Annotated in this window: 26 protein-coding genes; 9 read left to right on the top strand and 17 right to left on the bottom strand. The window is 70.8% G+C overall.

Translation table 11 applies throughout. The features are described from left to right. Nucleotides 1–37 precede the first annotated feature (37 nt). Genes AS97_RS06370 through AS97_RS06380 form a run of 3 tightly spaced genes read right to left on the bottom strand, consistent with a single transcriptional unit; the run spans nt 38 to nt 3,162 of the window. Complete coding sequence (locus AS97_RS06370; protein WP_059145531.1) at nt 38–955, bottom strand: carbohydrate ABC transporter permease; 918 nt, start codon at nt 953–955, stop codon at nt 38–40. Next, the gene (locus AS97_RS06375) at nt 952–1,866 is read right to left on the bottom strand and encodes a sugar ABC transporter permease (RefSeq protein ID WP_059145532.1); all 915 of its coding nucleotides are present in this window, start codon (nt 1,864–1,866) and stop codon (nt 952–954) included. Before AS97_RS06375 ends, AS97_RS06370 begins: the two co-directional genes overlap by 4 nt. A gap of 12 nt (nt 1,867–1,878) precedes the next feature. Continuing rightward, entirely contained in the window at nt 1,879–3,162 is a 1,284-nt protein-coding gene (locus AS97_RS06380; protein ID WP_185930234.1) for an ABC transporter substrate-binding protein, read from the bottom strand. Nucleotides 3,163–3,374: 212 nt separating this feature from the next. On the opposite strand from AS97_RS06380, the gene AS97_RS06385 reads away from it, so the two are divergent. Continuing rightward, nucleotides 3,375–5,432, top strand: coding sequence for an NPCBM/NEW2 domain-containing protein (locus tag AS97_RS06385; RefSeq protein WP_059145533.1), 2,058 nt, complete (start codon nt 3,375–3,377; stop codon nt 5,430–5,432). Between the two features lie 48 nt (nt 5,433–5,480). Here AS97_RS06385 and AS97_RS06390 read toward each other — a convergent pair whose 3' ends face one another. Together AS97_RS06390 and AS97_RS06395 are read right to left on the bottom strand one after the other, a co-directional pair. Further along, nucleotides 5,481–7,091, bottom strand: coding sequence for a serine/threonine-protein kinase (locus AS97_RS06390; protein ID WP_210567151.1), 1,611 nt, complete (start codon nt 7,089–7,091; stop codon nt 5,481–5,483). Nucleotides 7,092–7,225: 134 nt separating this feature from the next. Next, complete coding sequence (locus AS97_RS06395) at nt 7,226–8,203, bottom strand: ROK family protein (RefSeq protein WP_059145534.1); 978 nt, start codon at nt 8,201–8,203, stop codon at nt 7,226–7,228. Nucleotides 8,204–8,336: 133 nt separating this feature from the next. Between AS97_RS06395 and AS97_RS06400 the strand changes: the two genes are divergently transcribed. Continuing rightward, entirely contained in the window at nt 8,337–9,398 is a 1,062-nt protein-coding gene (locus tag AS97_RS06400; protein WP_148181223.1) for a LacI family DNA-binding transcriptional regulator, read from the top strand. 171 nt (nt 9,399–9,569) lie between these two features. Then, nucleotides 9,570–10,022 carry a hypothetical protein gene (locus tag AS97_RS06405; protein WP_059145536.1) on the top strand — a complete coding sequence of 151 codons (453 nt, stop codon included), beginning with the start codon at nt 9,570–9,572 and terminating at the stop codon, nt 10,020–10,022. Between the two features lie 23 nt (nt 10,023–10,045). Here AS97_RS06405 and AS97_RS06410 read toward each other — a convergent pair whose 3' ends face one another. Beyond that, the gene (locus tag AS97_RS06410) at nt 10,046–10,429 is read right to left on the bottom strand and encodes an SHOCT domain-containing protein (RefSeq protein WP_059145537.1); all 384 of its coding nucleotides are present in this window, start codon (nt 10,427–10,429) and stop codon (nt 10,046–10,048) included. A 138-nt stretch (nt 10,430–10,567) separates the two neighbouring features. Between AS97_RS06410 and AS97_RS06415 the strand changes: the two genes are divergently transcribed. Then, nucleotides 10,568–11,236, top strand: a complete 669-nt coding sequence (locus tag AS97_RS06415; protein WP_197049145.1) for a GAP family protein — start codon at nt 10,568–10,570, stop codon at nt 11,234–11,236. 43 nt (nt 11,237–11,279) lie between these two features. Here AS97_RS06415 and AS97_RS06420 read toward each other — a convergent pair whose 3' ends face one another. The 6 genes from AS97_RS06420 to AS97_RS06445 form a co-directional block, all read right to left on the bottom strand. Then, nucleotides 11,280–12,491, bottom strand: a complete 1,212-nt coding sequence (locus tag AS97_RS06420) for a hypothetical protein (RefSeq protein ID WP_125761761.1) — start codon at nt 12,489–12,491, stop codon at nt 11,280–11,282. A 349-nt stretch (nt 12,492–12,840) separates the two neighbouring features. Next, nucleotides 12,841–14,130, bottom strand: coding sequence for an aldolase/citrate lyase family protein (locus AS97_RS06425; protein ID WP_125761759.1), 1,290 nt, complete (start codon nt 14,128–14,130; stop codon nt 12,841–12,843). 184 nt (nt 14,131–14,314) lie between these two features. After that, nucleotides 14,315–15,277, bottom strand: a complete 963-nt coding sequence (locus AS97_RS06430) for an electron transfer flavoprotein subunit alpha/FixB family protein (RefSeq protein ID WP_210564484.1) — start codon at nt 15,275–15,277, stop codon at nt 14,315–14,317. A gap of 86 nt (nt 15,278–15,363) precedes the next feature. Continuing rightward, nucleotides 15,364–16,149: an electron transfer flavoprotein subunit beta/FixA family protein gene (locus AS97_RS06435; RefSeq protein WP_210564485.1), complete on the bottom strand. Its 786-nt coding sequence runs from the start codon at nt 16,147–16,149 to the stop codon at nt 15,364–15,366. A gap of 240 nt (nt 16,150–16,389) precedes the next feature. Then, nucleotides 16,390–16,896, bottom strand: a complete 507-nt coding sequence (locus AS97_RS06440) for a flavin reductase family protein (RefSeq protein ID WP_210564486.1) — start codon at nt 16,894–16,896, stop codon at nt 16,390–16,392. Between the two features lie 192 nt (nt 16,897–17,088). Next, nucleotides 17,089–17,415, bottom strand: coding sequence for a thioredoxin family protein (locus tag AS97_RS06445; RefSeq protein ID WP_125761162.1), 327 nt, complete (start codon nt 17,413–17,415; stop codon nt 17,089–17,091). Between the two features lie 215 nt (nt 17,416–17,630). Here AS97_RS06445 and AS97_RS06450 point away from each other — a divergent pair, with 215 nt between their 5' ends. Further along, the gene (locus AS97_RS06450) at nt 17,631–18,362 is read left to right on the top strand and encodes a lysophospholipid acyltransferase family protein (RefSeq protein ID WP_059149404.1); all 732 of its coding nucleotides are present in this window, start codon (nt 17,631–17,633) and stop codon (nt 18,360–18,362) included. Between the two features lie 55 nt (nt 18,363–18,417). Here the strand turns inward: AS97_RS06450 and AS97_RS06455 are convergent, their stop codons facing one another. From AS97_RS06455 to AS97_RS06465, 3 genes are read right to left on the bottom strand one after another with little or no spacing between them, the layout of a single operon-like run. Next, nucleotides 18,418–19,479, bottom strand: coding sequence for a low specificity L-threonine aldolase (locus tag AS97_RS06455; protein WP_210564487.1), 1,062 nt, complete (start codon nt 19,477–19,479; stop codon nt 18,418–18,420). Further along, nucleotides 19,476–20,258: an SDR family NAD(P)-dependent oxidoreductase gene (locus tag AS97_RS06460; protein ID WP_086706911.1), complete on the bottom strand. Its 783-nt coding sequence runs from the start codon at nt 20,256–20,258 to the stop codon at nt 19,476–19,478. Before AS97_RS06460 ends, AS97_RS06455 begins: the two co-directional genes overlap by 4 nt. Nucleotides 20,259–20,311: 53 nt before the next feature. Continuing rightward, complete coding sequence (locus AS97_RS06465) at nt 20,312–21,709, bottom strand: DUF6421 family protein (RefSeq protein WP_210564488.1); 1,398 nt, start codon at nt 21,707–21,709, stop codon at nt 20,312–20,314. Between the two features lie 308 nt (nt 21,710–22,017). Here AS97_RS06465 and AS97_RS06470 point away from each other — a divergent pair, with 308 nt between their 5' ends. Then, the gene (locus AS97_RS06470) at nt 22,018–22,701 is read left to right on the top strand and encodes a glycerophosphodiester phosphodiesterase family protein (protein ID WP_059149400.1); all 684 of its coding nucleotides are present in this window, start codon (nt 22,018–22,020) and stop codon (nt 22,699–22,701) included. 42 nt (nt 22,702–22,743) lie between these two features. Here AS97_RS06470 and AS97_RS06475 read toward each other — a convergent pair whose 3' ends face one another. Continuing rightward, nucleotides 22,744–23,304, bottom strand: a complete 561-nt coding sequence (locus tag AS97_RS06475) for a GNAT family N-acetyltransferase (protein ID WP_210564489.1) — start codon at nt 23,302–23,304, stop codon at nt 22,744–22,746. Between the two features lie 107 nt (nt 23,305–23,411). Here AS97_RS06475 and AS97_RS06480 point away from each other — a divergent pair, with 107 nt between their 5' ends. Then, nucleotides 23,412–23,804 carry a VOC family protein gene (locus AS97_RS06480; protein ID WP_059149398.1) on the top strand — a complete coding sequence of 131 codons (393 nt, stop codon included), beginning with the start codon at nt 23,412–23,414 and terminating at the stop codon, nt 23,802–23,804. Between the two features lie 241 nt (nt 23,805–24,045). Here the strand turns inward: AS97_RS06480 and AS97_RS06485 are convergent, their stop codons facing one another. After that, nucleotides 24,046–24,465 (bottom strand): PPOX class F420-dependent oxidoreductase, encoded by a 420-nt coding sequence (locus tag AS97_RS06485; protein WP_059149397.1) that lies wholly within the window; start codon nt 24,463–24,465, stop codon nt 24,046–24,048. Between the two features lie 216 nt (nt 24,466–24,681). Here AS97_RS06485 and AS97_RS06490 point away from each other — a divergent pair, with 216 nt between their 5' ends. Both AS97_RS06490 and AS97_RS06495 read left to right on the top strand, forming a co-directional pair. Continuing rightward, nucleotides 24,682–25,344, top strand: a complete 663-nt coding sequence (locus tag AS97_RS06490) for a DUF5134 domain-containing protein (protein ID WP_210564490.1) — start codon at nt 24,682–24,684, stop codon at nt 25,342–25,344. 109 nt (nt 25,345–25,453) lie between these two features. Further along, complete coding sequence (locus AS97_RS06495; RefSeq protein WP_210564491.1) at nt 25,454–26,389, top strand: M56 family metallopeptidase; 936 nt, start codon at nt 25,454–25,456, stop codon at nt 26,387–26,389. Nucleotides 26,390–26,483: the final 94 nt, after the last annotated feature.

The raw sequence follows: 26,483 nt of genomic DNA on the forward strand, positions 1-26,483 counted from the left end.
CACCCCGGCCACATGGACCACGGTGACCCCTGTCGTATCAGCCCTTGCTGGCGCCGAGGGTGAGTCCGGCGATGAAGTGGCGCTGCAACAGCAGGAAGACCAGCACCGTGGGCAGCGCCACGATCACCGAACCCGCCGCGAGCAGGTTGTAGTCGGTGAAGAACTGGCCGCGCAGATTGTTGAGCGCGGAGGTGATGGGCAGCTTCTCGCCGTCGGAGATGAAGACGAGCGCCCACAGGAAGTCGTTGTACATCCAGGTGAATTGCAAGGTGGCGAGCGCGGCGAGCGCCGGCCGGCACAGCGGAAGCGTGATGTTCCAGTACTGCGTCCATACCCCCGCGCCGTCCACCCGCGCCGCCTCCACGATCTCCTCGGGGAGGGTGCGCATGAAGTTGGCGAGGACGAAGACGCAGAAGCCCACCTGGAAGGCGACCTGGACGACGAGCACGGCCCAGTAGGAGTCGTACATCGTCATCGAGTCCGACATCCAATAGGGCAGGTTGATCTTGGTGAAGAGCACGTAGAGCGGGGTGACGATGACCTGCTGGGGCAGCAGATTGCCCGCCGTGAACACCATCAGCAGCACGAGCCCGCCGCGCATTCTCAGCCGGGTCACGCAGAAGGCGACGAACGAGGCGAGAAACAGCGTCAGCAGCACTCCGGGCACCGCGATGATGAGCGAGTTGATGAAGTACTTGCCCATTCCGGAGTCGTTGAACGCCTGCGCGTAGTAGTCGAACGACAGATGGCGCGGCAGCGAGAAATAGCCGTATTTGGCGGTTTCCTCATAGGGCCGCAGCGAGGCGTAGATGGCGAGCAGCAGCGGGGCGAGAAAGGCGAGCGACACGGTCATCAGGAACGCGTGCAGCCCGAGCCGGCCACGGCTCACCCGGCGCTTGCCGGTGCCGGTCACCGGCGCCACGGTCCGTACGGGGGCGGTCCGGGTGATGGTCATCCCTTCTTCCCCCCTCGTAGCTCCTGCACCAGATAGGTCACGATGAATCCCATGGACACGGTGAGCAGGACGACGGCGATCGCGGAGCCGAAGCCGATCCGGCTGGCCTCGCCGATGATGTTGTCGGTGACCAGCACCGAGAGCAGTTCGAGCCCGTTACGGCCATGGTTGATGGCGTAGACGATGTCGAACGCGCGCAATGCCTCGATCACGGTGATGACGCCGACGATGACATTGACCGGCCGCAGGGTGGGCAGCACGACCCGGAAGAAGGTCTGGGTCTCACTGGCGCCGTCGATCGCGGCCGCTTCCTTGAGCGAGGGATCGACGGATTTCAGCCCGGCGAGATAGAGAATCATCACATACCCGGTATGCCGCCAGGCGGCCGCCAGCAGCACCATCCAGATATTGAGCTCCGGGTCTCCCAGCCAGTCCACCGGATTGTCCTTGTCGGCCAGAATCGCGTTCAGCGCGCCCTGGTCACGGGAGAAGATCAGCTGCGCGATGAAGCCGACGATGGCGAGGGAGAGCACCACCGGCATATAGAGGGTGGACTGGTAGAACCGGCTGAACCGGACGCCCTTGTCCAGCAGTACGGCCAGCAGCAGTCCGAACGGGGTCGCGACACAGCCGAGAAAGGCCACCCAGAGCAGATTGTTGCGGACGGCGGGCCAGAACGGCGGATAGTCGGTGAAGAGGGTCTTGTAGTTGTCGATCCCGACCCATTGGATATCGCCGATCCCGTCCCAGTTGGTGAAGGACAGACCGATGGAGGCGAGGGTCGGGCCCCAGATCAGGGCCAGGTCGAGCAGGATGGGTATGCCCAGCAGCACGCCGATGACGGCGAGGTCGCGGGAGGTGAACCTCCGGGGACCCCGCCGTTTGGCACGCCGCGCGTTGATGAGCGGCACGGCGCGAATCTCCTAGTTGGCGGCGAAGATGGTCTTCTTCTGGGACTCGATGTCCTTGGTCAGGGAGTCGATGTCGTCCGGCTTGTTGATGAACTGCTGAATGGCCCGGATCATCACCTGGGACGCGAAGTCCGGCCGGGTGTCGCGGTCCATGAACTGGGATATCTGCTTGGCGTTCGAGACGAGGTCGACGGCCTTCTTCTGCAGCGCGTTGTACGAGGAGGTGGACGCGCCGTCGTTGACGGCGATGTTGTTCGGGTCCCGCTTCAGGTAGATCTCCTCGGCGGCAGGTGTGGCGAGGTACTTCAGCAGTTCCTTGCCCTCCTTCTGCCGCTTGGACTTCTTCGCCAGCAAAAAGCCGTCGATCGGCGCCTCGACCGCGTCCTGGCCATAGGCGGAGTCGATCTCGGGGAAGGCGAAGAAGTCGAGATCGTCGCGGTCGGCTTCGGAGAACTGCTGTCCGGGGTGGGGAAGTCCGAAGACCGCCATACCGGACTTCTTCTGCGCCAGGCTCTGGGCGGCCTCCTGCCAGGTCCGTCCGTTGCCGCCCTTCTGGTGGTACGGCATCAGCCCGCGCCACAGATCGAAGACGTTCTTGACCCGGGGATCGGTCCAGGACTCCTTGCCGCCCATCAGGGAGATATGGAAGTCGTAGCCGTTGGCCCGCATATTGAGATAGTCGAAGGTCCCCATGGCGGGCCAGCCGTCCTTGTCGCCGAAGGCGATGGCGTCGAGGCCGTCCTTGTCCATGCGCTTGGCAAGGGCCCGGAACTCATCGAAGGTCTTCGGGACCTCATAGCCGCGCTGGGCGAAGACGCTCTTCCGGTAGAAGACCGCCCAGGGGTAGTAGTAGTACGGCACGAGGTACTGCTTGCCGTCCTTGCCGCTGGACTGCGCCTTGAGCGCGTCGGAGAAGCCGTCGAAGCCCTTCCACAGATCGCTGATCTCGGCGAGCTGCCCCTGCTCGGCGAAGAACTGCATGCGGTACCCGGCGAACCACATGAAGACGTCGTCGGGAGTGCCCTTCAGATAGCGGTTGATGCCTTCCTGAAAGGCTTCGTGGTTGACGGTGTTGACCTTTACCTTCTTGTCCGACTTCTTCTCGTACGCGTTGAAGACCTCCGCGAACGCCTTCCGGGGCACGGCGTCGGAGGCGTTGGAACCGATCTTCACTTCGTTGCCCGGACCACCGCAGGCGGTCAGCAGCGTCGGCAGGGCGACCGCGCCGGCTCCGGCCGCAGTACCTCGTAGCAGCGCACGGCGGGAGATCCGATGTCCTGACAGTGACGGTGCCATGTACCCCTCCACAGAGGTCCAATCAAACACAATCGAACGCGAGTGAGGGGATCTCACCCGGCACCCAACGGAACCGTCAAGGGTTTTGACGAGATATCGAACAACTGTTATCGCATCTCTTCCAACAGACTCCAACAGGGTCTACCGTAAACGCTCGCATGTGACGCAGTCATGACACTGCGTCACCCCGTTGGGAACGGAGGACTCGCATCGTGCGCCACCGCTGTTTTCGACCCTCGAAGCGAAGAGTCATCGGAGCACTGAGCGCCGGCCTGCTGGCCACGGCCGGCCTGGCCCTCCCGGCCGTGGCCCAGCCGTCGCACCCCGCCGAGGTCACCACACCGGCCTCCGCGCCAAGCGCCGCGCCCGGTGACGGACTCGCCCTCACCCCTCCGATGGGCTTCAACAACTGGAACTCGACCCATTGCCGCGCCGAGTTCAACGAGGCGATGGTCAAGGGCATCGCCGATATCTTCGTGGCGAAGGGACTGAAGGACGCCGGATACCAGTACGTCAACCTCGACGACTGCTGGGCGCTGCCGCAGCGCGACGCGGACGGCAAGCTGGTCCCCGACCCGGTCCGCTTTCCGAACGGCATCAAGGCCGTCGCCGACTACGTCCACTCCAAGGGTCTGAAGATCGGCATCTACACCAGCGCGGGCACCAAGACCTGCAACACCGCCGGCTTCCCCGGGGCCCTCGGCCATGAGAAGTCCGACGCCCAGCAGTTCGCCGACTGGGGCATCGACTACCTCAAGTACGACAACTGCAACAACCAGGGTGTCGACGCCAAGCAGCGCTACCGTGACATGCGCGACGCGCTGAAGGCCGCGTCCGAGTCCACCGGCCACCCCATCGTCTACAGCATCTGCGAATGGGGCGAGAACAAGCCATGGGAGTGGGCCGGCGAATTCGGCCAGCTGTGGCGGACCACGGGCGACATCAGCGACAGCTGGGGCAGCATGCTGTCGATCGCCAAGCAGAACCTGCCGCTCGCGCGGTACGCCGGACCCGGCCACTGGAACGACCCCGACATGCTGGAGGTCGGCAACGGCGGGATGACGGACACCGAGTACCGCAGCCACTTCTCGCTGTGGTCGATCATGGCCGCACCGCTGCTGATCGGCACCGATCTGCGCAAGGCCGGCGCCGAGACCTACGAGATCCTCGGCAATCACGAGGTCATCGGCGTCGATCAGGACCCGCTCGGCAAGCAGGGCACCGTGGTCTCCTCCGAGGGCGGGCGCTGGGTCATCGCCAAGGAGATGGCGGACGGCAGCCGCGCCGTCGCGCTGTTCAACGAGACCGACCGGCCGCGGCACATCGCCACCACGGCGACCGGGGTCGGGCTGCCCCAGGCGACCGCGTACCGGCTGCGCGACCTGTGGTCGCACAAGGACTACAACACCGCCGGAGCCATTTCGGCCACCGTCCCGGCCCATGGCACCGTGCTCTACCGGGTCTCGGCCGACGCGCGCTGGGCCTCCTACCCGCCCGTCGCCGAACTCGGCATCGACGGCACCGCACTGACCGAGGCCGGGGCCACCGCCCAGGTCGCCACCACGGTCACCGACCTCGGCCGCACCCCGGCCCATCAGGTCTCGGTCCGCCTCACCGGCCCCGACGGCTGGCGGATCAAGGCCACCTCCCCGACCCGGGCCGCCTCGCTGCCCACCGGCTCGAAGCTGGTCACGCGCTGGCAGGTCACCGCGCCCGCCGGAGCCGCGCCCGGTGCCTACGATCTGACGATCGGCGCCGACTACCGCTCGCCGAAGGGCGCCAAGGCCGCCGCGCGGCTGGTCTCGGCGGTCCATGTGGTGGTCGCGCCGCCCTCCGGCAGCTCGTACGCGAGCGATCTGCCCTGGCTGAGCGCGCTCAACGGCTGGGGTCCGGTGGAGAAGAACACCAGCGTCGGCGAGAGCTCGGCGGGTGACGGCCATCCGCTCACCCTCGGCGGCACCACGTACGACAAGGGGCTGGGCGTGCACGCGCCCAGCGAAGTCACGTACTACACCGGGGGCCGGTGCTCGCGCTTCACCGCACAGGTCGGCGTGGACGACGAGGAGGGCACCGAGGGCACGGTCGCCTTCGAGGTCTGGGCGGACGACACCAAGGTGGCATCGTCCAAGACACTGACCAACGCCGATCCGGCCACCGCCCTCGACGCCGCCATCGGCACGGCGGACACGGTCCGGCTCGTCGTCACCGACGGCGGGGACGGGGTCACCAGCGACCACGGGGACTGGGCCGACGCGTCCTTCACCTGCTGAGACCCCTTCACCCCACGGAAACGCGCCCCTTCCCGCGGCCGCCCGGGCTCAGCACTCGGGCAGCCCGGGGAGGGGCTCGTCGTTGTTCCCGCCCTTGACGTAGACGACGCTCACATAGACATCGCGATGGCCGTTGTCGTCGTCGGTCCTGGCCCACCACACGTTGGACCACTTGCCGTAGGTCTCCCGGCGGCCCAGGTTCTCCTGGCAGAAGAAGTAGTTCACGCCGTGCTCGAGGGTGCCGACCGGCTCACCGCCATGGGTGTACGAGGTCGCGTCCCGCCACACCTCGCAGTCGTACCGCCCGCCGCCGCTGCCGTGGCAGACGGGTGCGGCCCCCGAGGGCGGGGCCGATGAAGCCTCCGGGCCGCCCCCCTCGCCGTTGCCGCCGTCAGGGCTGCGGGACGCGGGCGGTGAGGCCGTGTCACCCGGCCGCTCGCCGTCCTGCCCGGCCGTGCCGGTCGCCCTTCCGCCGCCCGGTGAGGCGGTCTCCCCGGGCCCCGTCGGCTTGCTCGGCGGGTCCTTGGCCGACTCCGCCGCCGGATCCTTCGGCGGCCCCGAGGCCGTGGTGTGGTCATCGCCGCCGACCAGGGCGTACGTCACCCCGCCGGCGATGAGCACGACGGTGGCGGCCGCGGCCGCGATGAGCGCTCGGCGGCGCCTGCGTCCCGCGCCCCGCGCGCCGTCCCCGTCCCCGTCCCCGTCCCCCGTGCCCGGCACCCCGCTCACCAGCGGCCCCACCGCGGGCGGCGGCCCGAAGCCCGGCGGCGGGGCGGCCACCGTGCTCGGTGCGGACGGAGGCCGCACGCCCTGCGGCGTCCGCCCGGCGGCCACATCCGCCAGCATCCGGCGCGCCTCGGCGGCGGACGGCCGCCCCCGCGGATCCTTGTCCATCAGCGCGTGCAACACGGGCGCCAGCGGCCCGGCCAGCCGCGGCTCGGGCAGCGGTTCGGTGACGATCGCGGTGAGCGTCGACCATACGGAGGTGCGGCGGAACGGCGACGAGCCCTCCACCGCCGCGTACAGCGTCATCCCCAGCGCCCAGATGTCGGAGGCCGGGCTCGGGTCCTGACCCTGGGCGCGCTCCGGTGCGAGATAGTCCAGGGAGCCGATCAGCTCGCCGCTGCGGGTCAGCTTGGTGGTCGCGCCGTCCTCGGGCGCCTCCAGGCTCGCGATGCCGAAGTCCGTAAGGACGACACGGCCCGTGCGGTCCAGCAGCACATTGCCGGGCTTCACATCCCGGTGCAGCACCCCGGCGTCATGGGCCGCGCCGAGCGCGTCCGCGACCTCGGCGCCGATCCCCGCGGCCTCCCGGGGGTCGATGGTGCCGCGCTCGTCGATCACATCGTCGAGCGAGGGCCCGTCGATCAGCTCCATGACGATGAGCGGCAGCCCGTCCTCCTCGGCCACATCGTGGACCGTGATCACCCCGGGGTGCCGGATCCGGGCCGCCGCCCGCGCCTCCCGCTGCATCCGGGTGCGCAGATCCGCCAGTTCGGCGCTGGAGGCGTCGGTATGGGCGCGCAGCACCTTGACCGCGACCTCCCGGCCGAGCACCGCGTCCACGGTCCTGCAGACCACGCCCATGCCGCCCCGGCCGAGCCGGCCCGTCACGCGGTACCGCCCGCCCAGGAGCCTGCCGGACAGATCGCCGCCCATGTCCACCGGTGCCACCGCTCCGCTCCCCCTCGTGCCGTCCTCGGCCCGGCCTGGCCGCTGCCGGGCTCAGCGCTTGGGGCTTGGGACTTCGGGCTCAGGGCGAACAGCTTAGGGGGAGACGGTGACAGCGGGGCTCAATCGCCGGTCGGATGCGTGCCCGCCGCCGGGCCGAACCCCTCCAGCCGCACCTCCTGCGCCGCCGCGGCGGCCGCGCCCACCAGCCCCGCGTCGGTGCCCATCTGCGCCGGGACGACCTCCAGCCCCTGGACGAACGACAGGGTCGCGTAGTCGCGCAGGGCGCGCCGCAGGGGCGTGAAGAGCACGTCCCCGGCGCCCGCCACCCCGCCGCCGATGACCGCCACCTCGATCTCGACGAGCGCGGCGGTCGCGGCGATCCCGGCGGCCAGAGCCTGGGCGGCCCGTTCGAAGGAGGCCCGCGCGACCGGGTCGCCGTCCCGCGCCGAGGCGGCGACGGCCTGGGCGCTGGTGTCGCCGTCCGGACCCGGGCGCCAGCCCCCGTCCAGGGCGCGGCGGGCGATGTTGGGACCGCTGGCGATCCGCTCCACGCAGCCGCGTCCGCCACAGGGGCACAGGTCGCCGTTGAGGTCCACGCTGATGTGGCCGATGTGCCCGGCGTTGCCGGTCGGGCCCGGGTGCAGCAGGCCGCCCAGGACCAGCCCGCCGCCCACGCCGGTGGAGACCACCATGCACAGCGCGCTCTTACGGCCGCGCGCCGCGCCCTGCCAGTGCTCGGCGGCCGTCATCGCCGGCCCGTCGCCGACCAGCGACAGCGGCAGTGCGCCGGTGGTCTCCCGGACCCCGGCGACCAGCGGGAAGTCACGCCAGCCAGGGATGTTGACGGGGCTGACGGTGCCCACGGAGGCGTCCACCGGGCCCGCGCTGCCGATGCCGACGGCGGCGACCCGTGACCAGTGCGCGGTGGCCGTGAGCTCCTCGAGCACGGCGGTGACCTGCCGCATGACCGTCGCGCCGTCTTCCTGGGCACGGGTGGCGCGGCGGGCCCGTACGACCAGCTTTCCGCTTCCGTCCACCAGAGCGCCCGCGATCTTGGTCCCGCCGATGTCCAGTGCGGCGATGAGGTCACGTGGCATAGGTGTCGACTCTCCTGGTGGGCATGGGCGCGTTCGCTGTGCGACAACAGTCTTCCTGCCGCTGACAACGTTGTCCAGGGGCTATGCTCGTCACTCCCTCCCCCACGACGACCAGCGACGGGACGAGCGCACTGTGACCGACACCGCCACGGGCACCGCCACACGCCGTTACGGCACCCGGCCCACTATGAAGGATGTCGCCGCACGGGCCGGGGTCGGCCTCAAAACCGTCTCCAGAGTGGTCAACGGCGAACCTGGCGTCACCCCCGACACCGAGCGCCGCGTCCAGGAGGCCATCACCGCTCTCGGCTTCCGCCGCAACGACAGCGCCCGCATTCTACGCAAGGGCCGTACGGCGAGCATCGGGCTGGTCCTGGAGGATCTGGCCGATCCCTTCTACGGTCCGCTGAGCCGCGCCGTCGAGGAGGTCGCCCGGGCCCATGGCGCACTGCTGATCAACGGGTCCAGCGCCGAGGACCCCGAGCGCGAGCAGGAGCTGGTGCTCGCCCTGTGCGCGCGCCGGGTCGACGGCCTCGTCATCATCCCGGCCGGCCATGACCACCGCTATCTGGCCCCCGAGATGGCGGCTGGGATCGCCACCGTCTTCGTCGACCGGCCCGCCGGCCGTGTCGACGCCGACGCCGTCCTCTCCGACAGCTTCGGCGGCTCCCGCGACGCCGTAGCCCATCTGATCGCCCACGGCCACCGCCGGATCGGCTTCCTCGGCGACCTGCCGGGCATCCACACCGCCGCCGAGCGGCTGCGCGGCTATCACGCGGCGATGAGCGAGGCCGGGCTGCCGGTCCATGACGCCTGGGTCTCGCCCGGCCCCACCGATCCGGAGCGGGTCCGGGCCGCGGCCACCGCGATGCTGAACGCCGTCGAGCCGGTCACCGCGCTCTTCGCGGGCAACAACCGGGTCACGGTCACGGTCGTACGGGTCCTGGCCGAGCGGCCCGCGCCCGCCGCGCCGGTGGCACTGGTCGGCTTCGACGACTTCGAGCTCGCCGATCTGCTCTCCCCCGGGATCACCGTCATAGCCCAGGACTCGGCCCAGCTCGGCCGCACCGCCGCCGATCTGCTCTTCCGCCGCCTCGACGGCGCGGGCGGGGACCCCCAGCGGGTCGTCCTGCCGACCCGGCTGATCCCGCGCGGCTCGGGCGAACTGCCCCCGCCCGCGACGTCCACCCCCTGACCGGCCGTCCCCGTACGGCCGCGCTTCCCCGCGCGCCTCGGCCGTTTCCCCGAAGGGCGCGTTTTCCCCCGGACGCCTGAACGGCCCCGCTCCGGTTGCCCCGGCCCCCCACCGCCCCGAGGGTGGACGCGGGGGGCCCGGGACCCCGGCCGGCGGAACGAGGGAGACGCGATGAGCGGGCGCCGAACGCGGACGATCTGCGCGGTGAGCCTCATGGCCGTGCTGGCGCCGACCGCCGTCGGCTGTTCGGACGACGGGGGCACCCCGTCGTCCGAAGTGTCCCGGGCCTCCGCCGCCATCGCCTCCGCGAGGTCGTCGGCCCAGGCCGAGCTGGACAAGATCAAGGGCGGCTCCCAGGCCAAGCGCGAGGTGCGGGCCGGCCGGGCGACCCGCGATGGCGCGGGACGGGCCGTGGCACCGCTGACCGTCACCAACGGAGGCAAGCACACGGCCAACTACGCCATCGAGGTCAACTTCCGCAACGCGGGCGGGGACTTGGTGGACGCCGTCGTCCTGCACCTGTCCAAGGTGCCCCCGCACCGGCCCACCAAGGCCACCGCCCGCAGCCACCGCAAGCTCACCGGCCGCATCACGGCGCAGGTGGGCACCGCGGTGCGGTACTGATCACAGCGGTGCCGATGGTTCGTTCAAGCCGCCAGGACCTTGGCCTTGGCCCGCTCGTACTCCTCGGGCGTGAGGTCGCCGTGGTTCTTGAGCTCCACGAGGTGCTCGAGCTCCTCCGCCCGGCCGGTGGCCGCGGTCGTGCGCACGAACTCCCGGAAGTCCTCCTCCGCCCGCTCGGCACGCTTCATCTCGCGCATGCCCATCCCCCGCCCCCGTGCCACCAGGTACACGAAGACCCCGAGGAAGGGCAGCAGGAGGGCGAAGACGGTCCAGCCCGCCTTGGCCCAGCCGCTCAGCGAGTCGTCACGGAAGAGGTCGGTGAAGACACGGAACAGAAGCGCCAGCCAGAGGATCCAGAGAAAGACCCACATCGTGGTCAGGAAAACATTCAGCAGCGGATAGTCCATCGTCAGCCTCCCGTCGGCCACGCCCGGCGCGGCCGTGAGCGCCCCGCCGGGCCCCACCTCTTCAGCTTACGGCGCCACGGTCGGCGCAGCGCCGGATGCCGTGGCGGCGGGCGGTGCGTAGAAATGGGAGTCGGGAGGATGATCGGGCGACGCGGACTGGAAGGGCAGGCGGCCGTGGATCTGCAGATTCTCCCCCTGGCCATCACCATGATGGCCGGCCCTCAGATCGTGGCCGCGGTCATCCTGGTGACCACCGCGCGGCCGGTGCGGGTGTCCCTGGCGTTTCTGCTCGGGGTGGCGGTCGCGACCGCGGCGGGGGTCGCTCTCGCCCGGGGGCTGTGCGGGCTGCTGGGGCAGGTGGTCTCGCCGGGCAGCCCGGCCGACCGGGGATCGGCCGCTTCGGTCGTACAGCTCGTGCTGGTGGGGCTGTTGGCACTGGTCGCTGTCAAGAACGTGGTGAAGCGGCGGACGGTCGAGCCGCCGAAGTGGCTGGGCGCGCTGATGGAAGCCGGTCCCCGTAAGGCCCTCACGACCGGCTTGCTGATCATCCTGCTCATGCCGTCCGACATCGTGGTCATGCTGACCGTAGGGGCGAATCTGGTGCAGCACCGGGCGGGGTTGGCGGCGGCGCTGCCGTTCATCGCCGCCACCGTATTGATCGCGGCGCTGCCGCTGCTGGTCTACCTCCTCCTCGGCGACCGGGCGCGGCGCGCGATGCCCCGGCTCCGGGAGTGGCTCGCCGCCCATAGCTCGGTGGTCAATGTCGGCGCATGCCTGATCTTCATCGTGCTCATCCTGACCCCATGACGGCCTGGCCCTCTGCCCCCTCCTGACGGACGGCCTGTGGCCCCTAACGGCCCCTGCCGTGCGCCCCCGTGCGGCCCGTGGCGGCCAGGAGGGCGATCACCGCCAGGGCGGCCAGCAGGATCAGCACCAGGAAAAGCACCGTCAGCACGGTGGGGTGGTTCCACAGGGCGAATACCGCGGCCGGCACCAGCAGGGCCGCCGTCGTCAGCCCTCGCCGGTGGTCCGCGGTCCAGGTACCGGCCCGGCCGGTACGCATCCCGTGGGCCGCGCCCCAGCGGGCCGCGCTGTCGGCGACGACCTCGGCCGTGCCGCGCACCCTGCTCGGCAGCCGCCCCGGGCCGACCAGATAGGCACCGAGCGCGACCACGACGCCGAGCACCAGCGCGGTGAGCACGGTGACCCGCAGAAAGCGCACCACCGTGTCGAAGAGGGCCGAGGCGGCCTCCCTGGACAGCACGCTCACCGGCACATGGTCGAGGTAGTAGCGACGGCCCACCGCGAGGGCCAGCGCCAGGGTGAGGGAGGCGAGCGCGGTGCCCAGGGCCGCGCGGGCGAGCGCCCGGCGGCGCCGGTGGGCGAGCAGCACTCCGGTGCCACCGAGGGTCACCGTCAGCGCGGGCAGCCAGTTGCCCGCCAGGTCGAGAAGGCGTGCCGACCGTCGGATGGTGTCGAGCCGGTCGGAGTGGAAGAGGACGAGCCGCTGGTGGATGTCGGGGATACCGGTCACCACGGGGAGTCCGGCGTCCACCAGTTGCTGTCGGACCCGCTCCACGGCGGCGCCGACATTGAGGGTGACGGTGTGACCCTCGACGCCGACCGGCCCGCCTCCCTTACCGGTGAGGGCGCCCACGACGGCGGTGTGCGCGGCCCGGTTGGCACCGGTCCATACGGCGGGGAACTGCTCACTGCGCACGATATGGGCCGCCACCTTCCGCACCGCCTGGTCCAGGGCCGAGTCCAGCTGCGGGGCCAGCCCCTCGATGGTGTCGGCGGCCTGTTCCGGGAGGCCGTGGGCGCGCAGCCAGGAAGCGATGTCGGCGGTGACTTCCCGGCTGTTGTGGCGGATGTCGACGGCCTCGCTGACCTGGTCCACGGCGGTGTCCTGGATCGCCGGGTCCTTCGCCAGCGGGGCGACCGTCGCCACGTAGCGGTCGGTGTCCAGGACGATGTCGTGGACCCACACCGTCAGCACGGACACCGGTACGAGCAGGCAACCGAGCAGGATCAGCAGGGCCGACACGGCGCTTCTGGCCATGAACCCATCTCCCGCCTTCCCCGGCGGGGCCGCATCCCGGGTGACACGTGCGGGTGAGCGGATATGGCCAAGCGGATCAGCGGGCCCGGCGGACCCGGTGGAACTGTGGACTCCGGCGCGGTGGCCCCGGCGGACGGGCGGGCTCAGTCGGGTCTATGGGCTCCTGCGAGTCGACAAGTGCCCACCGAGCTGCGGGCTTCAGCGGACTGGCAGGCTTCCACCGATCGGCAGCCACCTACCGATCCGCGGTCTCCAACGGACCGGCAGGCTCCAACAGACCCGCGGGCGCCGGTAGGTCAGCGGGCTTCCACCGAGCCGCGGCTCCCGGCGGACCCGCCGACTGCCGAGGTCAGGGGATGGCCGGGGCCCGCCCCGCCAGCGCGTCGAGTTCGGCGCGGCCCAGACCGGTCAGGCGCTCGACCTCGGCGCCGTCGAGGGCCCCGCAGTCCAGCCCGCGCACCAGATGACCACTGAGCGCCTTGGCGGTGGCCGGTTCGTCGGCGATGCCGGTGCCTTGGACCGTACGGTCCACATACGCGGCGAGCCGTTCCGCCGCGGCCTCCAGGCCCTCGCGGTAGAAAGCGTAGACGGCGGCGTAGCGGGTGGGGAGGTGGCCGGGGTGCATGTCCCAGCCCTGGTAGTACGCGCGCGCCAAGGACCGGCGGACCAGGCGGTGGTGGAGCCGCCACGCGTCGTGGACCCGCTCGGTGGGGCCGACGGGCAGGACGTTGGTCGAGCCGTCGGAGAGCCGTACGCCGGTGCCGGCGGCGGCGACCTGCATCACGGCCTTGGCGTGGTCGGCGACGGGGTGGTCCATGGACTGGTGGGCGGCGCCGACTCCGCAGGAGGCGCTGTAGTCGAAGGTGCCGTAGTGCAGTCCGGTGGCCCGCCCCTCGGCGGCGTCGATCATCCGGGCGACGGTGGCCCGGCCGTCGGAGCCGAGGATGGCCTGGGTGGTCTCGATCTGGATCTCGAAGCCGATGCGGCCCGGGGCGAGCCCGCGCGCCTTCTCGAACTCCTCGCACAGCCGGACCATCGCGGTGACCTGCTCCGCGTACGTCACCTTGGGCAGGGTGAGCACCAGGCCGTCCGGCAATCCGCCGGCCGCCATCAGCCCGGTGAGGAAGATGTCGAGGGTGCGGATGCCGCGGTCGCGTACGGCGGCCTCCATGCACTTCATGCGGATGCCCGCACAGGGCGGCGCGCTGCCCTCCGCGCAGGCGGCCGCGAGGAGCGAGGCGGCGCGGGCGGCCGCGGCGTCCTCCTCGACGTCGGGGCGCGGGCCGTAGCCGTCCTCGAAGTCGATGCGCAGATCCTCCACGGGCTCGCGCTCCAGCTTGGCCCGCACCCGGGTGTGGACGGGTTCGGCGAGGTCGCCGGGGAGGCCGAGGACGGCGGCGAAGGAGTCGGCGTCGGGGGCGTGCTGGTCGAGGGCCGCCAGCGCCTGGTCGCCCCAGTCGCGCACGGTGGTGGCGGTAAGGAGGTCGGCGGGCACGTAGACAGTGTGGACGGGCTGGCGGGTGCCGGGGTCGCCGGGGTAGCGGCGGGCGAGCTCGGCGTCGACGGCGGCGAGGGAGTCGGCGATGGACGCCCGTACGCCACCGGGCAGGCTGGTCGGCACGGTCCCCTGAGGCTTCATGTCCGCTCCTCCGCCCTTCCCGCCGCGGCCAGCTTGTTTCCACGTTACGGAAACGATGATCCGTAGCGCGAAGTTATCCGGGCGCTCGACGGCGGGTCAACACCCCCTTGGCAGCCGCGAGGCCCCGTACGCGCATGGCGCTTTCCAGGGGCCTCGCGGAATGTCCTGCGGGGATCGCGGAGGATCAGCCCTTGCGGGTCTTGACCTCCTCGGTCAGCTGCGGGACGACCTCGAAGAGGTCACCGACCACGCCGTAGTCGACCAGATCGAAGATCGGAGCCTCGGCGTCCTTGTTGACCGCCACGATCGTCTTCGAGGTCTGCATACCCGCCCGGTGCTGGATCGCACCCGAGATACCCGCCGCCACATACAGCTGCGGCGAGACCGTCTTACCGGTCTGACCCACCTGATTGGTATGCGGATACCAGCCCGCGTCCACCGCCGCACGCGAAGCACCCACCGCCGCGCCCAGGGAATCGGCCAGCGCCTCGACAACGGGGAAGTTCTCCGCACCACCCACACCACGACCACCGGAGACCACGATCGCCGCCTCGGTCAACTCCGGACGCCCCGTCGACTCACGCGGCGTACGCGAGACCACCTTCGTCCCCGTCGCCTGCCCCGAGAACGACACCGACAACACCTCGACCACACCCGCGGCCGGAGCCGCCTCCACCGCCGCCGAATTCGGCTTCACCGTGATCACCGGCGTGCCCCTGGACACCCGGGACCTGGTCGTGAAAGCCGCCGCGAACACCGACTGCGTCACCACCGGACCCTCCTCACCCGCCTCCAGATCCACCGCGTCAGTGACGATCCCAGACCCGATACGGACCGCGAGCCGAGCCGCGATCTCCTTACCCTCCGCAGAGGACGGGAACAGCACAGCAGCCGGCGACACCGCCTCATACGCGGCCTGCAGCGCATCCACCTTCGGAACCACCAGATAGTCGGCGAACTCGGACGCGTCAGCCGTCAGCACCTTCACCGCACCATGCTCGGCCAGAACGGACGCCGTGCTCCCGGCACCGGCACCCAACGCGACCGCGACCGGCTCGCCGACACGACGGGCCAAGGTCAGCAGCTCCAGAGTGGGCTTGCGGACAGCACCGTCCACGTGATCGACATAGACAAGGACTTCAGCCATGGGAATCGCTCTCCTGCGACATACGAAATGCGAAAGATAGGGGGCGGGAAAAGGGGGCCAGAGACCTTCCGACCCGCCAAGCGGCCTCAGATGAATTTGCGCTCCGCGAGAAAGACGGCGAGCTGCTTGCCACCCTCGCCCTCATCCTTGACGATCGTGCCCGCCGTACGGGCCGGACGCTCCGTGGCACCGTCCACCACAGTCCAGGCACCCCCGAGACCGACCTCGTCCGCCTCGATCTCCAGGTCCTCCAGGCCCCAGGAAGTCACCGGCTTCTTCTTCGCCGCCATGATGCCCTTGAACGACGGGTAACGCGCCTCACCCGACTGATCCGTCACCGACACCACCGCCGGAAGCTGCGCCTCCAGCAACTCCGTCGCGGAGTCACCATCCCGGCCCCCCTTCACCATGCCCTCCTCGACCGACACCTCCGACAGCAGCGACACCTGCGGCACACCCAGACGCTCCGCCAGCATCGCCGGAAGCACACCCATCCCACCATCGGTGGACGCCATACCACAGACCACCAGGTCATAGCCGGTCTTCTCAACAGCCTTGGCCAGCACCAGCGAGGTACCCAGCGCGTCCGTGCCGTGCAGATCGTCGTCCTCGACATGCACCGCCTTGTCCGCACCCATCGACAACGCCTTCCGCAGCGCGTCCTTGGCATCCTCCGGACCGACCGTCAGCACAGTGATCTCCGCCTCGTCAGCCTCATCGGCGATCTGGAGGGCCTGCTCGACCGCGTACTCGTCCAGCTCCGAGAGCAGGCCGTCCACATCGTCGCGATCGACGGTCAGGTCCTCGGCGAAGTGCCGGTCGCCGGTGGCGTCGGGCACGTACTTCACACAGACAACGATCCTCAAGCTCACGCCGGCTCTCCTACTGCATCGTCTCTACCGAGCTGCCTTGCTTGCTGGCAGCATAGGCGCCTTCGGGGGCGGGACCCGAGCGGTACCGCGGGCGGTTTCCTGCCGGGGCGGCCCATGCACCGCAGCAAAATATTACTCGTCAGTACATCCAGCTCATTCCCCGGACGCAAGCCGCGTGAACTGTGACCTTGCCAACGCGGCGATCAGCGGGAGGAGCGCACGCCGGCGGGAGGCCGTGACTCAGTCGCGCAGCGCGTTGAAGCCCCCCTGGTGGTACAGGAGCGGACGGCCCGCCCCGGCCGCGGTGCCCGTGGTCACCTCGCCGATCACCACCCGGTGATCCCCGGCGGGTATCCGGGCCACCACCCGGCATACCAGCCACGCCAGCACCCCGTCCAGCACCGGTACCCCCTCCGGTCCCGGGCGCCAGTCGGTGGCCGGTCCGAAGCGGTCGGCACCGCTGCGCGCGAAGGTCGCCGCCAGCTCCCGCTGGTGCTCGCCCAGGATGTGGACACCGACGTGCTCGGCCTCGGAAAGCACCGGCCAGCTCGAGGAGCCGCTGCCCACGCCGAAGGAGAGCAGCGGCGGCTCGGCGGCGACGGAGGCGAGGGAGGTGGCGGTGAAGCCGACGGGGCGGGTGCCCCGGGCAGTGATCACGGCGACGCCGGAGGCGTGCCGGCGGAAGACGGAGCGGAAGAGGTCGGACGTCGCGAGCGAGGACGTGCCGAGGTCGTGCGTTGCCGTCATGGAGTTGTCCTTCTGCCGGAGGTACGGGCGGGGGGGTGCTTGTCGTCGTTCGCTCACCCGCCAGGACACCGTGCGCCGGCGGTCCGCACCGGGTCCTCGTGCACACGTCCGCAGAGAAGGAGTCCAGGCCGCATGATGTTCAGCCTGGCCACGTCGGGTGCGGACCGTCAAGTGCGTCCGGGGCGCGGTGGCTCACACGGCATCACCCAGAGCGGCGATGACATCCGCCCGGCGCGGCTGCCCGGAGGCCCGCCGCACGATCCGCCCGGCCCCGTCGAGCACCAGCACGGTGGGGGTACGGACGATGCCCAGGGCCCTGACGAGCTCCAGCCGCGACTCGGCGTCGATCTCGACGTGGGCCACCCCGTCCACCATCGCGGCCACCTCGGACAGCGTCCGCCTGGTGGCCCGGCAGGGCTGGCAGAAGGCGCTGGAGAACTGGAGCAGCGTCGCCCGCTCCCCCAGGTCCGCGCCCAGCTCGGCGGCGCCCAGCCGCCGGCCTCCGTCGCCGTGTCGCACCTGCCTCCTCCCGATCGGACCTCCCCCGTGCAGCGTTACGGGCGGCCCGGAGATTCCCCGGAGGTCCCTGACGTGATGAGGATCTCTTGACCGGGCGGCGCCGTCCGGTAGCACATCGAGACGACATCGGGCACCATCTGGCAGAAGCCGGAAACCTACGGCCGCGTAACTTCCGCCGGGAGAACCCTCCCCGGGCATACGACGAAGGGTCCTCAATGGCAGAGCTCGTCTACCCGCCGGTGATCGGCATGGCCCGCACCATGTTCAAGGCGCTCGATCTGCGCTTCGACATCAAGGGCACGGAGAACATCCCGCAGGCGGGCGGCGCGGTTCTGGTGAGCAACCACATCGGCTATCTCGACTTCGTCTTCTGCGGGCTGACCGCCCGTCCGGCGAAGCGGCTGGTGCGGTTCATGGCGAAGGAGTCGGTCTTCCGGCACAAGGTCTCCGGTCCGCTGATGCGCGCGATGAAGCACATTCCGGTGGACCGCGCGGCGGGCATGGACGCGTACAAGCACGCCCTGAAGGCGCTGCGCTCCGGCGAGATCATCGGGGTCTTCCCGGAGGCGACGATCTCGCGGTCGTTCGCCCTCAAGAACTTCAAGTCGGGCGCGGCCCGGCTGGCGCAGGAGGCGGGCGTCCCGCTGCTGCCGATGGCGCTGTGGGGCACACAGCGGCTGTGGACCAAGGGCCAGAAGCGGGCGCTGGGCCGCCATCACTTCCCGATCACGGTGCGGGTCGGCGAGCCGATGGAGGCCGACCCGACCGAGCCCTCGGACACCCTGACCGAGCGGCTGCGCGGCCGGGTGCAGGAGCTGCTGGAGGCGGCGCAGCGGGCGTATCCGGTGCGGCCCAAGGGCCCGGACGACACCTGGTGGGTCCCGGCCCACCTGGGCGGCACCGCTCCCACCCCGGCCGAGGCGCTGGCCCTGGACCGGGGCCGGTAACGAAACCCGCGCGGGCGGGCCCCGGCGGCCCGCCCGTACCGCACCCGCCAAGGGCCTAGCGGCCCATCTCCTCCTTGACGGCGGTGACGAAGCCGTCCACGTCCTCCTCCGTGGTGTCGAAGGAGCACATCCAGCGCACATCGCCCGCGGCCTCGTCCCAGAAGTAGAAGCGGTAGCGCTTCTGGAGGCGCTCGCTCACCTCGTGCGGGAGGCGGGCGAAGACCGCGTTGGCCTGGACCGGGTGGAGGATCGTCACTCCGTCCACCGAGCGCACACCGTCGGCCAGCCGCTGGGCCATGGTGTTGGCGTGGCGGGCGTTGCGCAGCCACAGATCGCGGGCGAGCAGGGCCTCCAGCTGGACGGAGATGAACCGCATCTTGGACGCGAGCTGCATGGACAGCTTGCGCAGATGCTTCATGGCGCCCGCCGCGTCCGGATCGAGGACGACGACGGCCTCGCCGAAGAGCATCCCGTTCTTGGTGCCGCCGAAGGACAGGATGTCGACGCCCGCCGCGTTGGTGAACGAGCGCATCGGCACGTCCAGGGACGCGGCCGCGTTGGCTATCCGGGCGCCGTCGAGGTGGACCTTCATCCCGCGTTCGTGGGCGTGGTCACAGATGGCGCGGATCTCGTCCACCGTGTAGACGGTGCCGAGCTCGGTGTTCTGGGCGATCGAGACGACCTGCGGCATCGCCCGGTGCTCGTCCTCCCAGCCCCATGCCTGGCGGTCGATGAGCTCGGGGGTGAGCTTGCCGTCCTCGGTGGGGACGGTGAGCAGCTTGAGCCCTCCGACGCGCTCGGGCGCCCCGCACTCGTCGACGTTGATATGGGCCGTCTCGGCGCAGATGACCGCGCCCCATCGGTCGGTGAGCGCCTGCAGGGCGACGACATTGGCGCCGGTCCCGTTGAAGACCGGGAACGCCTGTGCGTGCGGGCCGAAGTGGCTGCGCATGACGAACTGCAGATGCGCGGTGTAGTCGTCCTCGCCGTAGGAGACCTGATGGCCTCCGTTGGCGAGCGCGAGCGCGGCGAGGATCTCCGGGTGGGCGCCGGCGTAGTTGTCGCTGGCGAAGCCGCTCACCTCGGGATCGTGGTGGCGACGGGCGTCGGTCCTCACGGCTTGGGGGTCAGCCACAGGCGGGTTCCGTTCACTTCCTGGGCGGGCTGGTCCCAGAGTCCGGTGATGGCCTCGGCCAGCTCCTTGACGTCCGTGAAGCCCGCGAACTTCGCGTTGGGGCGCTCCGCCCGCATGGCGTCGTGCACCAGCGCCTTGACCACCAGGATGGCAGCGGCCGCCGAGGGGCCGCCCTCGCCCCCCAGTTTGCGGAAGGAGTCGGCGAGCGCGAGCGTCCATGCCTCGGCGGCGGCCTTGGCGGCGGCGTACGCGGCGTTGCCCGCGGTGGGCCGGGCCGCGCCCCCCGCGCTGATCAGTACAAAGCGGCCCTTGCCGCTGCGCAGCAGGGCGTCGTGGAAGGCCAGGGAGGTGTGCTGGGCGGTCCGGATCAGCAGATTGTGCAGGGTGTCCCAGTCGGCGAGCGGGGCGTCGGCGAAGGTCTTGCTGCCGCGCCAGCCGCCGACCAGGTGGATCAGCCCGTCGACCCGGCCGAACTCCTTCTCGGTGCGGTCGGCCCAGGCGCGGGCGGCGTCGAGGTCGAGCAGGTCGACCGTCTCGCCGGTGACGCTGGCGCCGCCGTGGGCGTAGCGCGCCGCGTCCACGGCCTCGGCCAGCCGCGCCGGGTCGGAGTCGGAGGCGACGACGGTGGCACCGGCCTCTGCCAGGCGGAGCAGCGTGGCCCGGCCCGCCGGGCCGGCCGCGCCGGCCACCGCCACCACCGCACCGTCCAGCGGCCGCTCGCCCGGTTCGTTCGGGCTGGGGCTCGACGTCGGTGTGGTCATGCTCGCTGCCTCCTCGTCCTTCCCCGTACGGCGGCTGTCCGCCGTCGCGGGGCTCATGCCGCCGCCGGTAGGTCGCTGCCGGCCGTGATCCCCTTGGTGGAGGCGACCACGTCACGCAGCTTCTTCGCGAGCGCCTCGTAGAACATGCTCAGCGGAAACTCGTCGGGGAGCACGTCATCGACGAGCTTGCGCGGCGGCTGGGTCAGGTCCAGGGCTTCCGGGCCCTTGGCCCAGACCGAGCCGGGGTGAGGTGCGAGATACGTCGACACCAGCTCGTACGCCTTGAACCAGTGGACCAGTTTGGGGCGGTCGATGCCGTCGCGGTAGAGCTTCTCGATCTCGCCGCACAGCTGGTTGGTGACCTGCGAGGCGCGGGACCAGTCGATATGCAGGGTGTTGTCCGTCCAGCGTACGACGTCGTGCTGGTGGAGGTAGGCGAAGAGCAACTGGCCGCCGAGCCCGTCGTAGTTGCGGACCCGCGCGCCGGTGACGGGGAACCGGAACATCCGGTCGAAGATCACGGCGTACTGGACGTCACGGCCCTGGGCGACGCCCTCGGCCTCCAGCTTCACGGCCTCCTTGAAGGCCGTGAGGTCGCAGCGCAGCTCCTCCAGTCCGTACATCCAGAACGGCTGCCGCTGCTTGATCATGAAGGGGTCGAACGGCAGGTCGCCATGGCTGTGGGTGCGGTCGTGGACCATGTCCCACAGGGCGAACGCCTCCTGGCAGCGGCGCTGGTCGGCGAGCATGTCCCGGATGTCCTCCGGGAGTTCGAGCCCCAGAGCCTGGACCGCGGCATCGCTGACCCGGCGGAAGCGGGCCGCCTCGCGGTCGCAGAAGATGCCGCCCCAGGTGAACCGCTCGGGGGCCTCGCGGACGGCGATGGTCTCCGGGAAGAGCACCGCGGAGTTGGTGTCGTAGCCGGAGGTGAAGTCCTCGAAGGCCAGGCCGCAGTAGAGCGGGTTGTCATAGCGGGTGCGCTCCAGCTCGGCCAGCCAGTCCGGCCAGACCATGCGCAGCACCACGGCTTCCAGATTGCGGTCCGGGTTGCCGTTCTGCGTGTACATGGGAAAGACCACTAGGTGCTGGAGGCCGTCGGCGCGCGTGCGGGCGGGCTGGAAGGCGAGCAGCGAGTCGAGGAAGTCGGGGACCCCGAAGCCGCCCTCGGCCCAGCGGCGCAGATCCGCGACAACCGCCCGGTGGTAGTCGGCGTCGTGCGGCAGCAGCGCGGCGAGCCCCTCGATGGCCTCGATCACCCGGGCGATGGTCGCGGCGGCGGTCTCGCGGGTGGGTGCGCCCTCGGCGTCGAAGTCGATGGAGCCGTCCTTGGACTGCCACGGGCGAAACGTTTCGACGGCGTCCTTGAGGGTCGGCCAGGCCGGATGTTCGACCACACGCTCTGCAGGCAGAACGCCACCTTCAGCTATCGGGGACGAAAGAATTTCCGTCATGACCACTCCTTCACCGGAGAAACTTGCGTGCAGCCACCGTATCTATCGAACACCCCCTCACTCAAGCGACGGTACGGGAAATCATCCTGCGCCACACCCGCGCCACCGCAGTTTTTCCTGCCCCCATCGGCTCCGCTCATGCCACGGCCCCGCTTGAGCAGTCCTGTCATGAGCGGCCGGTATGGTGTGCGCCGGTCCGGCGGCCCGCCCGCCGAGAGCCGACGAATCTGCCTCCCCACTGCCTCCCCCGACCCGACGAAGACGACCCGACGAAGGCCGTCAAGGGCCGTCAGAAGAGCGAGACAGCGTTGACTTTTCTCACCATCGGACACCGCGGAGTGATGGGCGTCGAGCCGGAGAACACCCTCCGATCCTTTGTCCGCGCCGAGCACGAGGGCATGGACGTCATCGAACTGGACCTGCACCTCAGCAAGGACGGCGCGCTCGTGGTGATGCACGACGCGAACGTCGACCGCACCACCGACGGCAAGGGCCCGATCAGCGACTTCACCCTCGCGGAGCTGCGTGAGCTGGACGCCGGGAAGGGTGAGCGGATCCCGGTCTTCGAGGAGGTCGTGGACGCCGTCAAGGCGCCGCTCCAGGCCGAGATCAAGGACACGGCGGCCGCCCGGGCGCTGGCGGAGGTGCTGACCGGCCGCGATCTGCTGGACCGGGTGGACGTCCTGTCCTTCCACGACGAGGCGCTCGCCGAGATCCGCGGCCTGCTCCCGACCGCCCGCACCGCCCTCGTGGCCAGCCGCTTCGGCCTCGATGTGATCGACCGGGCGCGCGCCGTCGACGCCGGGATGCTGGTGCTCAACATCCGCAGGGTGACCCTGGAGCTGGTGGAGCGGGCGCACGCCGCCGACCTCAGGGTCATCGGCTGGACCGTGAACACCCCCGACCATCTGAAGCTGGTCCGCGGCCTCCGCCTGGACGGCGCCACCACCGACTTCCCGGAGATCCGGCGGGCGGCGCGCTTCACGGCGTGACACCCTCGCGGGCCACCATCACCCGTACGGCGTAAGCGGCGCTCAGTCGAGGGGCTTGACCAGCAGCTCGAACTCGAGGTCGGCACGGCGCGGCAGGCCGAACCGCTCATCGCCGTACGGGAACGGGGACCGCTCGCCGGTACGGGCGTAGCCGCGCCGCTCGTACCAGGCGATCAGCTCCCCACGGGCGGTGATCACCGTCATGTGCATCTCCGTCGCGCCCCACTCCGCCCGCGCGAACCGCTCGGCCTCGGCGAGGATCGCCTTGCCCAGGCCCCCGCCCTGCAGCGTGGGCCGGACCGCGAACATGCCGAAGTAGGCATGGTCGCCGCGATGCTCGAGCTGGCAGCAGGCGATCAGCTCACCGTCCCGCTCGACGATCATCATGCGGCTGTTCTGGTCCCGCACCACGGCCGCGACGCCCTCCCGGTCGGTGCGCCGCCCGGCCAGGAGATCCGCCTCCGTGGTCCATCCGGCGCGGCTGGCGTCCCCGCGATAGGCCGACTCGATCAGGAGCACCAGCGCCTCCACATCCGCCTCGGTGGCCGGGCGGAAGGCGAGCGGGGAGGCGGTGGCTCGTACGGTGGCGTCCGCGGTGTCCATGGCGTCGGAAGGGTCCCTTCGGGGGCGGGGGTGGGGGCGATCGGCGGTGGTGACGGCAGAGTGACCTTAACCTGCCCCAAGCGGGTCGGGTTGCGTAAGGTCGCGGCATGGTTCACGTACTGAGCAGTCGCATTCTGCTGCGGCCGACGGACCCCGAGCGCTCCCGGGCGTTCTACGGCGAGACGCTGGGTCTCGCGGTCTTCCGGGAGTTCGGGACGGGCCCCGAGCGGGGCACGGTCTACTTCCTCGGCGGGGGCTTCCTGGAGGTCTCCGGCCGCTCCGACACCCCGCCCGCCCCGGGCCTCCAGCTGTGGCTCCAGGTCGCGGACGCGGCGGCGGCGCACAAGGAGCTCACCGCGCAGGGGGTCGAGGTGCTGCGCCCGCCGAAGAAGGAGCCGTGGGGGCTGGTGGAGATGTGGATCGCGGATCCGGACGGACTCGAAATCGTTATCGTCGAGGTGCCAGAGGATCATCCGATTCGCTACCGGCCGGGGATCTAGCAGCGGATCGCGGGATCCGGACGGCGTGCGCATCGCGGTCGCGGAGGTCCCCGAGGACCATCCGATGCGGTACCGGCCCTGACGACCTTCCTGATCCCTTTCTGAGGCCTTTACGCACATCGCCCGACGGCGGCCGGGCGCCCTGCCTCCGTTCGGCCGCCCCGGCGCCCTCCGTCCGCCCGCCTGCCCCCGGCTCGCGGTGGCTAGGGGCGGTGGGACGGACGGCGGGCGGTACCGGGCGTCAGCCGGGCTGGGTGTTCTCCTTGTGCTCGCCCCAGCCGTGCCAGCGGTCGATCTCGATCCAGGCGCTGACCCGGCCGCGGTCCCGCTGCGGGTACTCCTTGCCGAGGTACTGCCGGGACAGCCGGTCGATTCCGGACAGGTCCTCGTCGTCCTGGAGCTCGACGACCCGGCCGATGAGGCTGATGTGGTTGTACCAGTTCGCCTCGTCGATCACGGTGAGCGTGACCCTGGGGTCGTTGCGGATATGGCTGAGCCGCTTGCGGCCCTCGTCCATGTTGACCAGGATCCGGCCGTTGTCCCAGAGGTACCAGGTGGCCGTGGAGACGGGCTGGCCGTCGGACCGGATCGTCGCGATCACGGCCGGGTTGGGCTTCTCGAGCATGGCGACCGCGGCCTCGGGAAGCGGTGGATTCGACACGGGCTCTCCTCCTCGTAGAACGGCTGTGCACGTCCCGTGGTGCGGCGGGGGCCTGCATGATCCACGGGCCGCATCTCTCACGGTGCCATACCGCGCCTCGCGCCCCTCACCACTCCGCACGCCTCGCGCTCCCCCGCTGCGCCCATGCGCTCGCGTGTGTGGCCCCGCGGCAGGGGATGTCTCCTGGCATTACGTCCCCCTTTCGGGAGGTGTGCCGTGTACGGAACTCCGCTCGTCGGCTGGCTGCTGGTCGCGCTGTGCGCGGCCACGGGTGCCTACTGTCTGCTGCAGATGCGCGGTGAGCCGCCCGGGCCGGGGCGGCGGGTAGCGGGCGCCGAGGCACTGATGGGGTGGGGGATGGCGGCGATGGCGGTGCCCTCCACCGTGCTGGACCCCCGTCCATGGGGCCCGCCCGCGTTCGCGGCGGTCTTCGCCGTGGCCGCCGTAAGGGCTCTGCTGCCGATGGCGAGCGGCGCGGGCTTTCCGGGGCACCGTCTGCATCACGCCATCGGGGCGCTCGCGATGGTCTATATGGCGCTCGCGATGATGATGGGCACCACGGGCGGTCACCAGCACACCGGCCGGATGGCACCGGGCCGGATGGCGGGCGGGGTGCCGCTGCTGACCGGGGTACTGCTCGTGTACTTCGCGGTCTACGTCGTACGGTCCGGGCTGCGGCTCGTACCGATGACGGACAGCGCGCTGGACGGCACGGGGGCCAGGGCCGCGGACGCAGCGGGAGCCGGTGCCGGGGTCGGAGCGGGGGCGGGCGCAGGAGCGGGCTCGTCCGGTATCGGCTGGTCACGGCGGCCCGAGCTGCGGCATGCCTGCAGGCTGTCGATGGGGATAGGGATGTTCGCGATGCTGCTCACCGTGTGAACGGGCGGCGGGCCGGGCCATAGCCCCACCCGTAGCCGCACCGTGGTATGCGTCACTTCCCCGTCGTGACCGTACCCGGTCCGAGCTTCGCGATCATAGGGTGACCGCCATGTTGGTCCCGTTCGCGCTGATGGGCCTCGGCGCACTGGCGGCGGCAATGGCGCCGCGCCTGCTGTCCCGCTCCGACTGGATCGACCGCGAACCTGTGCTCGCCCTGTGGGTGTGGCAGTGCGTGGTCGTCGGGGTGCTGTTGTGCTGCGCGCTGACCATGGCGCTCACCGCCGCGGCCGCCTGGGAGGCCGTGCGCGGAAATGTCTTCGCCCCCGCACCCAAGGGCGTGGTGGAGGCGTACGCGCTCTCCGGCTACGGGCCGCTGGCCGCGCCCATCGCCCTCGTGCTCGCCCTCGGGGCCGTCTGGAGCGCGGTGATGCTCACCCGCGAGATCGGCCGCGCCCGCGCCTGGCGCAGGCAGCACCGCGCGGAACTCCTCGTCCGCTCCCCCGCGTTGCCCGGTGAGGAGCCCAGCGGGGAGCGTCTGGTCGTCCTGGAGGGCGACAAGCCGGACGCCTGGTTGCTGCCGGGCACCACGCCCCAGCTCGTCATCACCACGGCGGCGCTGCGCCGCCTCAAGGGCCGTCGGCTGGACGCCGTCATCGCCCATGAGCAGGGCCACGCCCGCGCCCGCCATCACTGGCTGCTGCACTGCTCGGGCGCGCTGGCCACCGGCTTTCCGCAGGTGACCATGTTCGCGGCGTTCCGCGACGAGGTGCACCGGCTGGTCGAGCTGGCCGCCGACGACTCCGCGTCCCGGCGCTTCGGGCGGACGACCACCGCCCTCGCGCTGGTCGAACTCAACGAGGAGCGCGGGGTGTTCGGTTCCAGCCCCAGCGCGCTCGCCCAGGTCCCGAAGCGGGTGGACCGGCTGCTGGCCCCGGCCTCCCGCCTCTCGGTGGGCCGCCGTTGGCGCCTTACGGCCACCGCGGCGCTCGTCCCGGCCGTCCCGCTCATGGTGACCCTCGTCCCGGCGCTGCGAGTGCTGGGGTAGCCGTTCGCGGCACGAGGCTCCTGGCCCCCGGCCGTCAGAAGAGCCCCCGGCTCCCGGCCGAGGGGCCTCCTGGCTCCGAGACCCGTCCGTCGGC

It is taken from the genome of Streptomyces sp. AgN23 (genome assembly GCF_001598115.1).
Classification (GTDB): domain Bacteria; phylum Actinomycetota; class Actinomycetes; order Streptomycetales; family Streptomycetaceae; genus Streptomyces; species Streptomyces antimycoticus.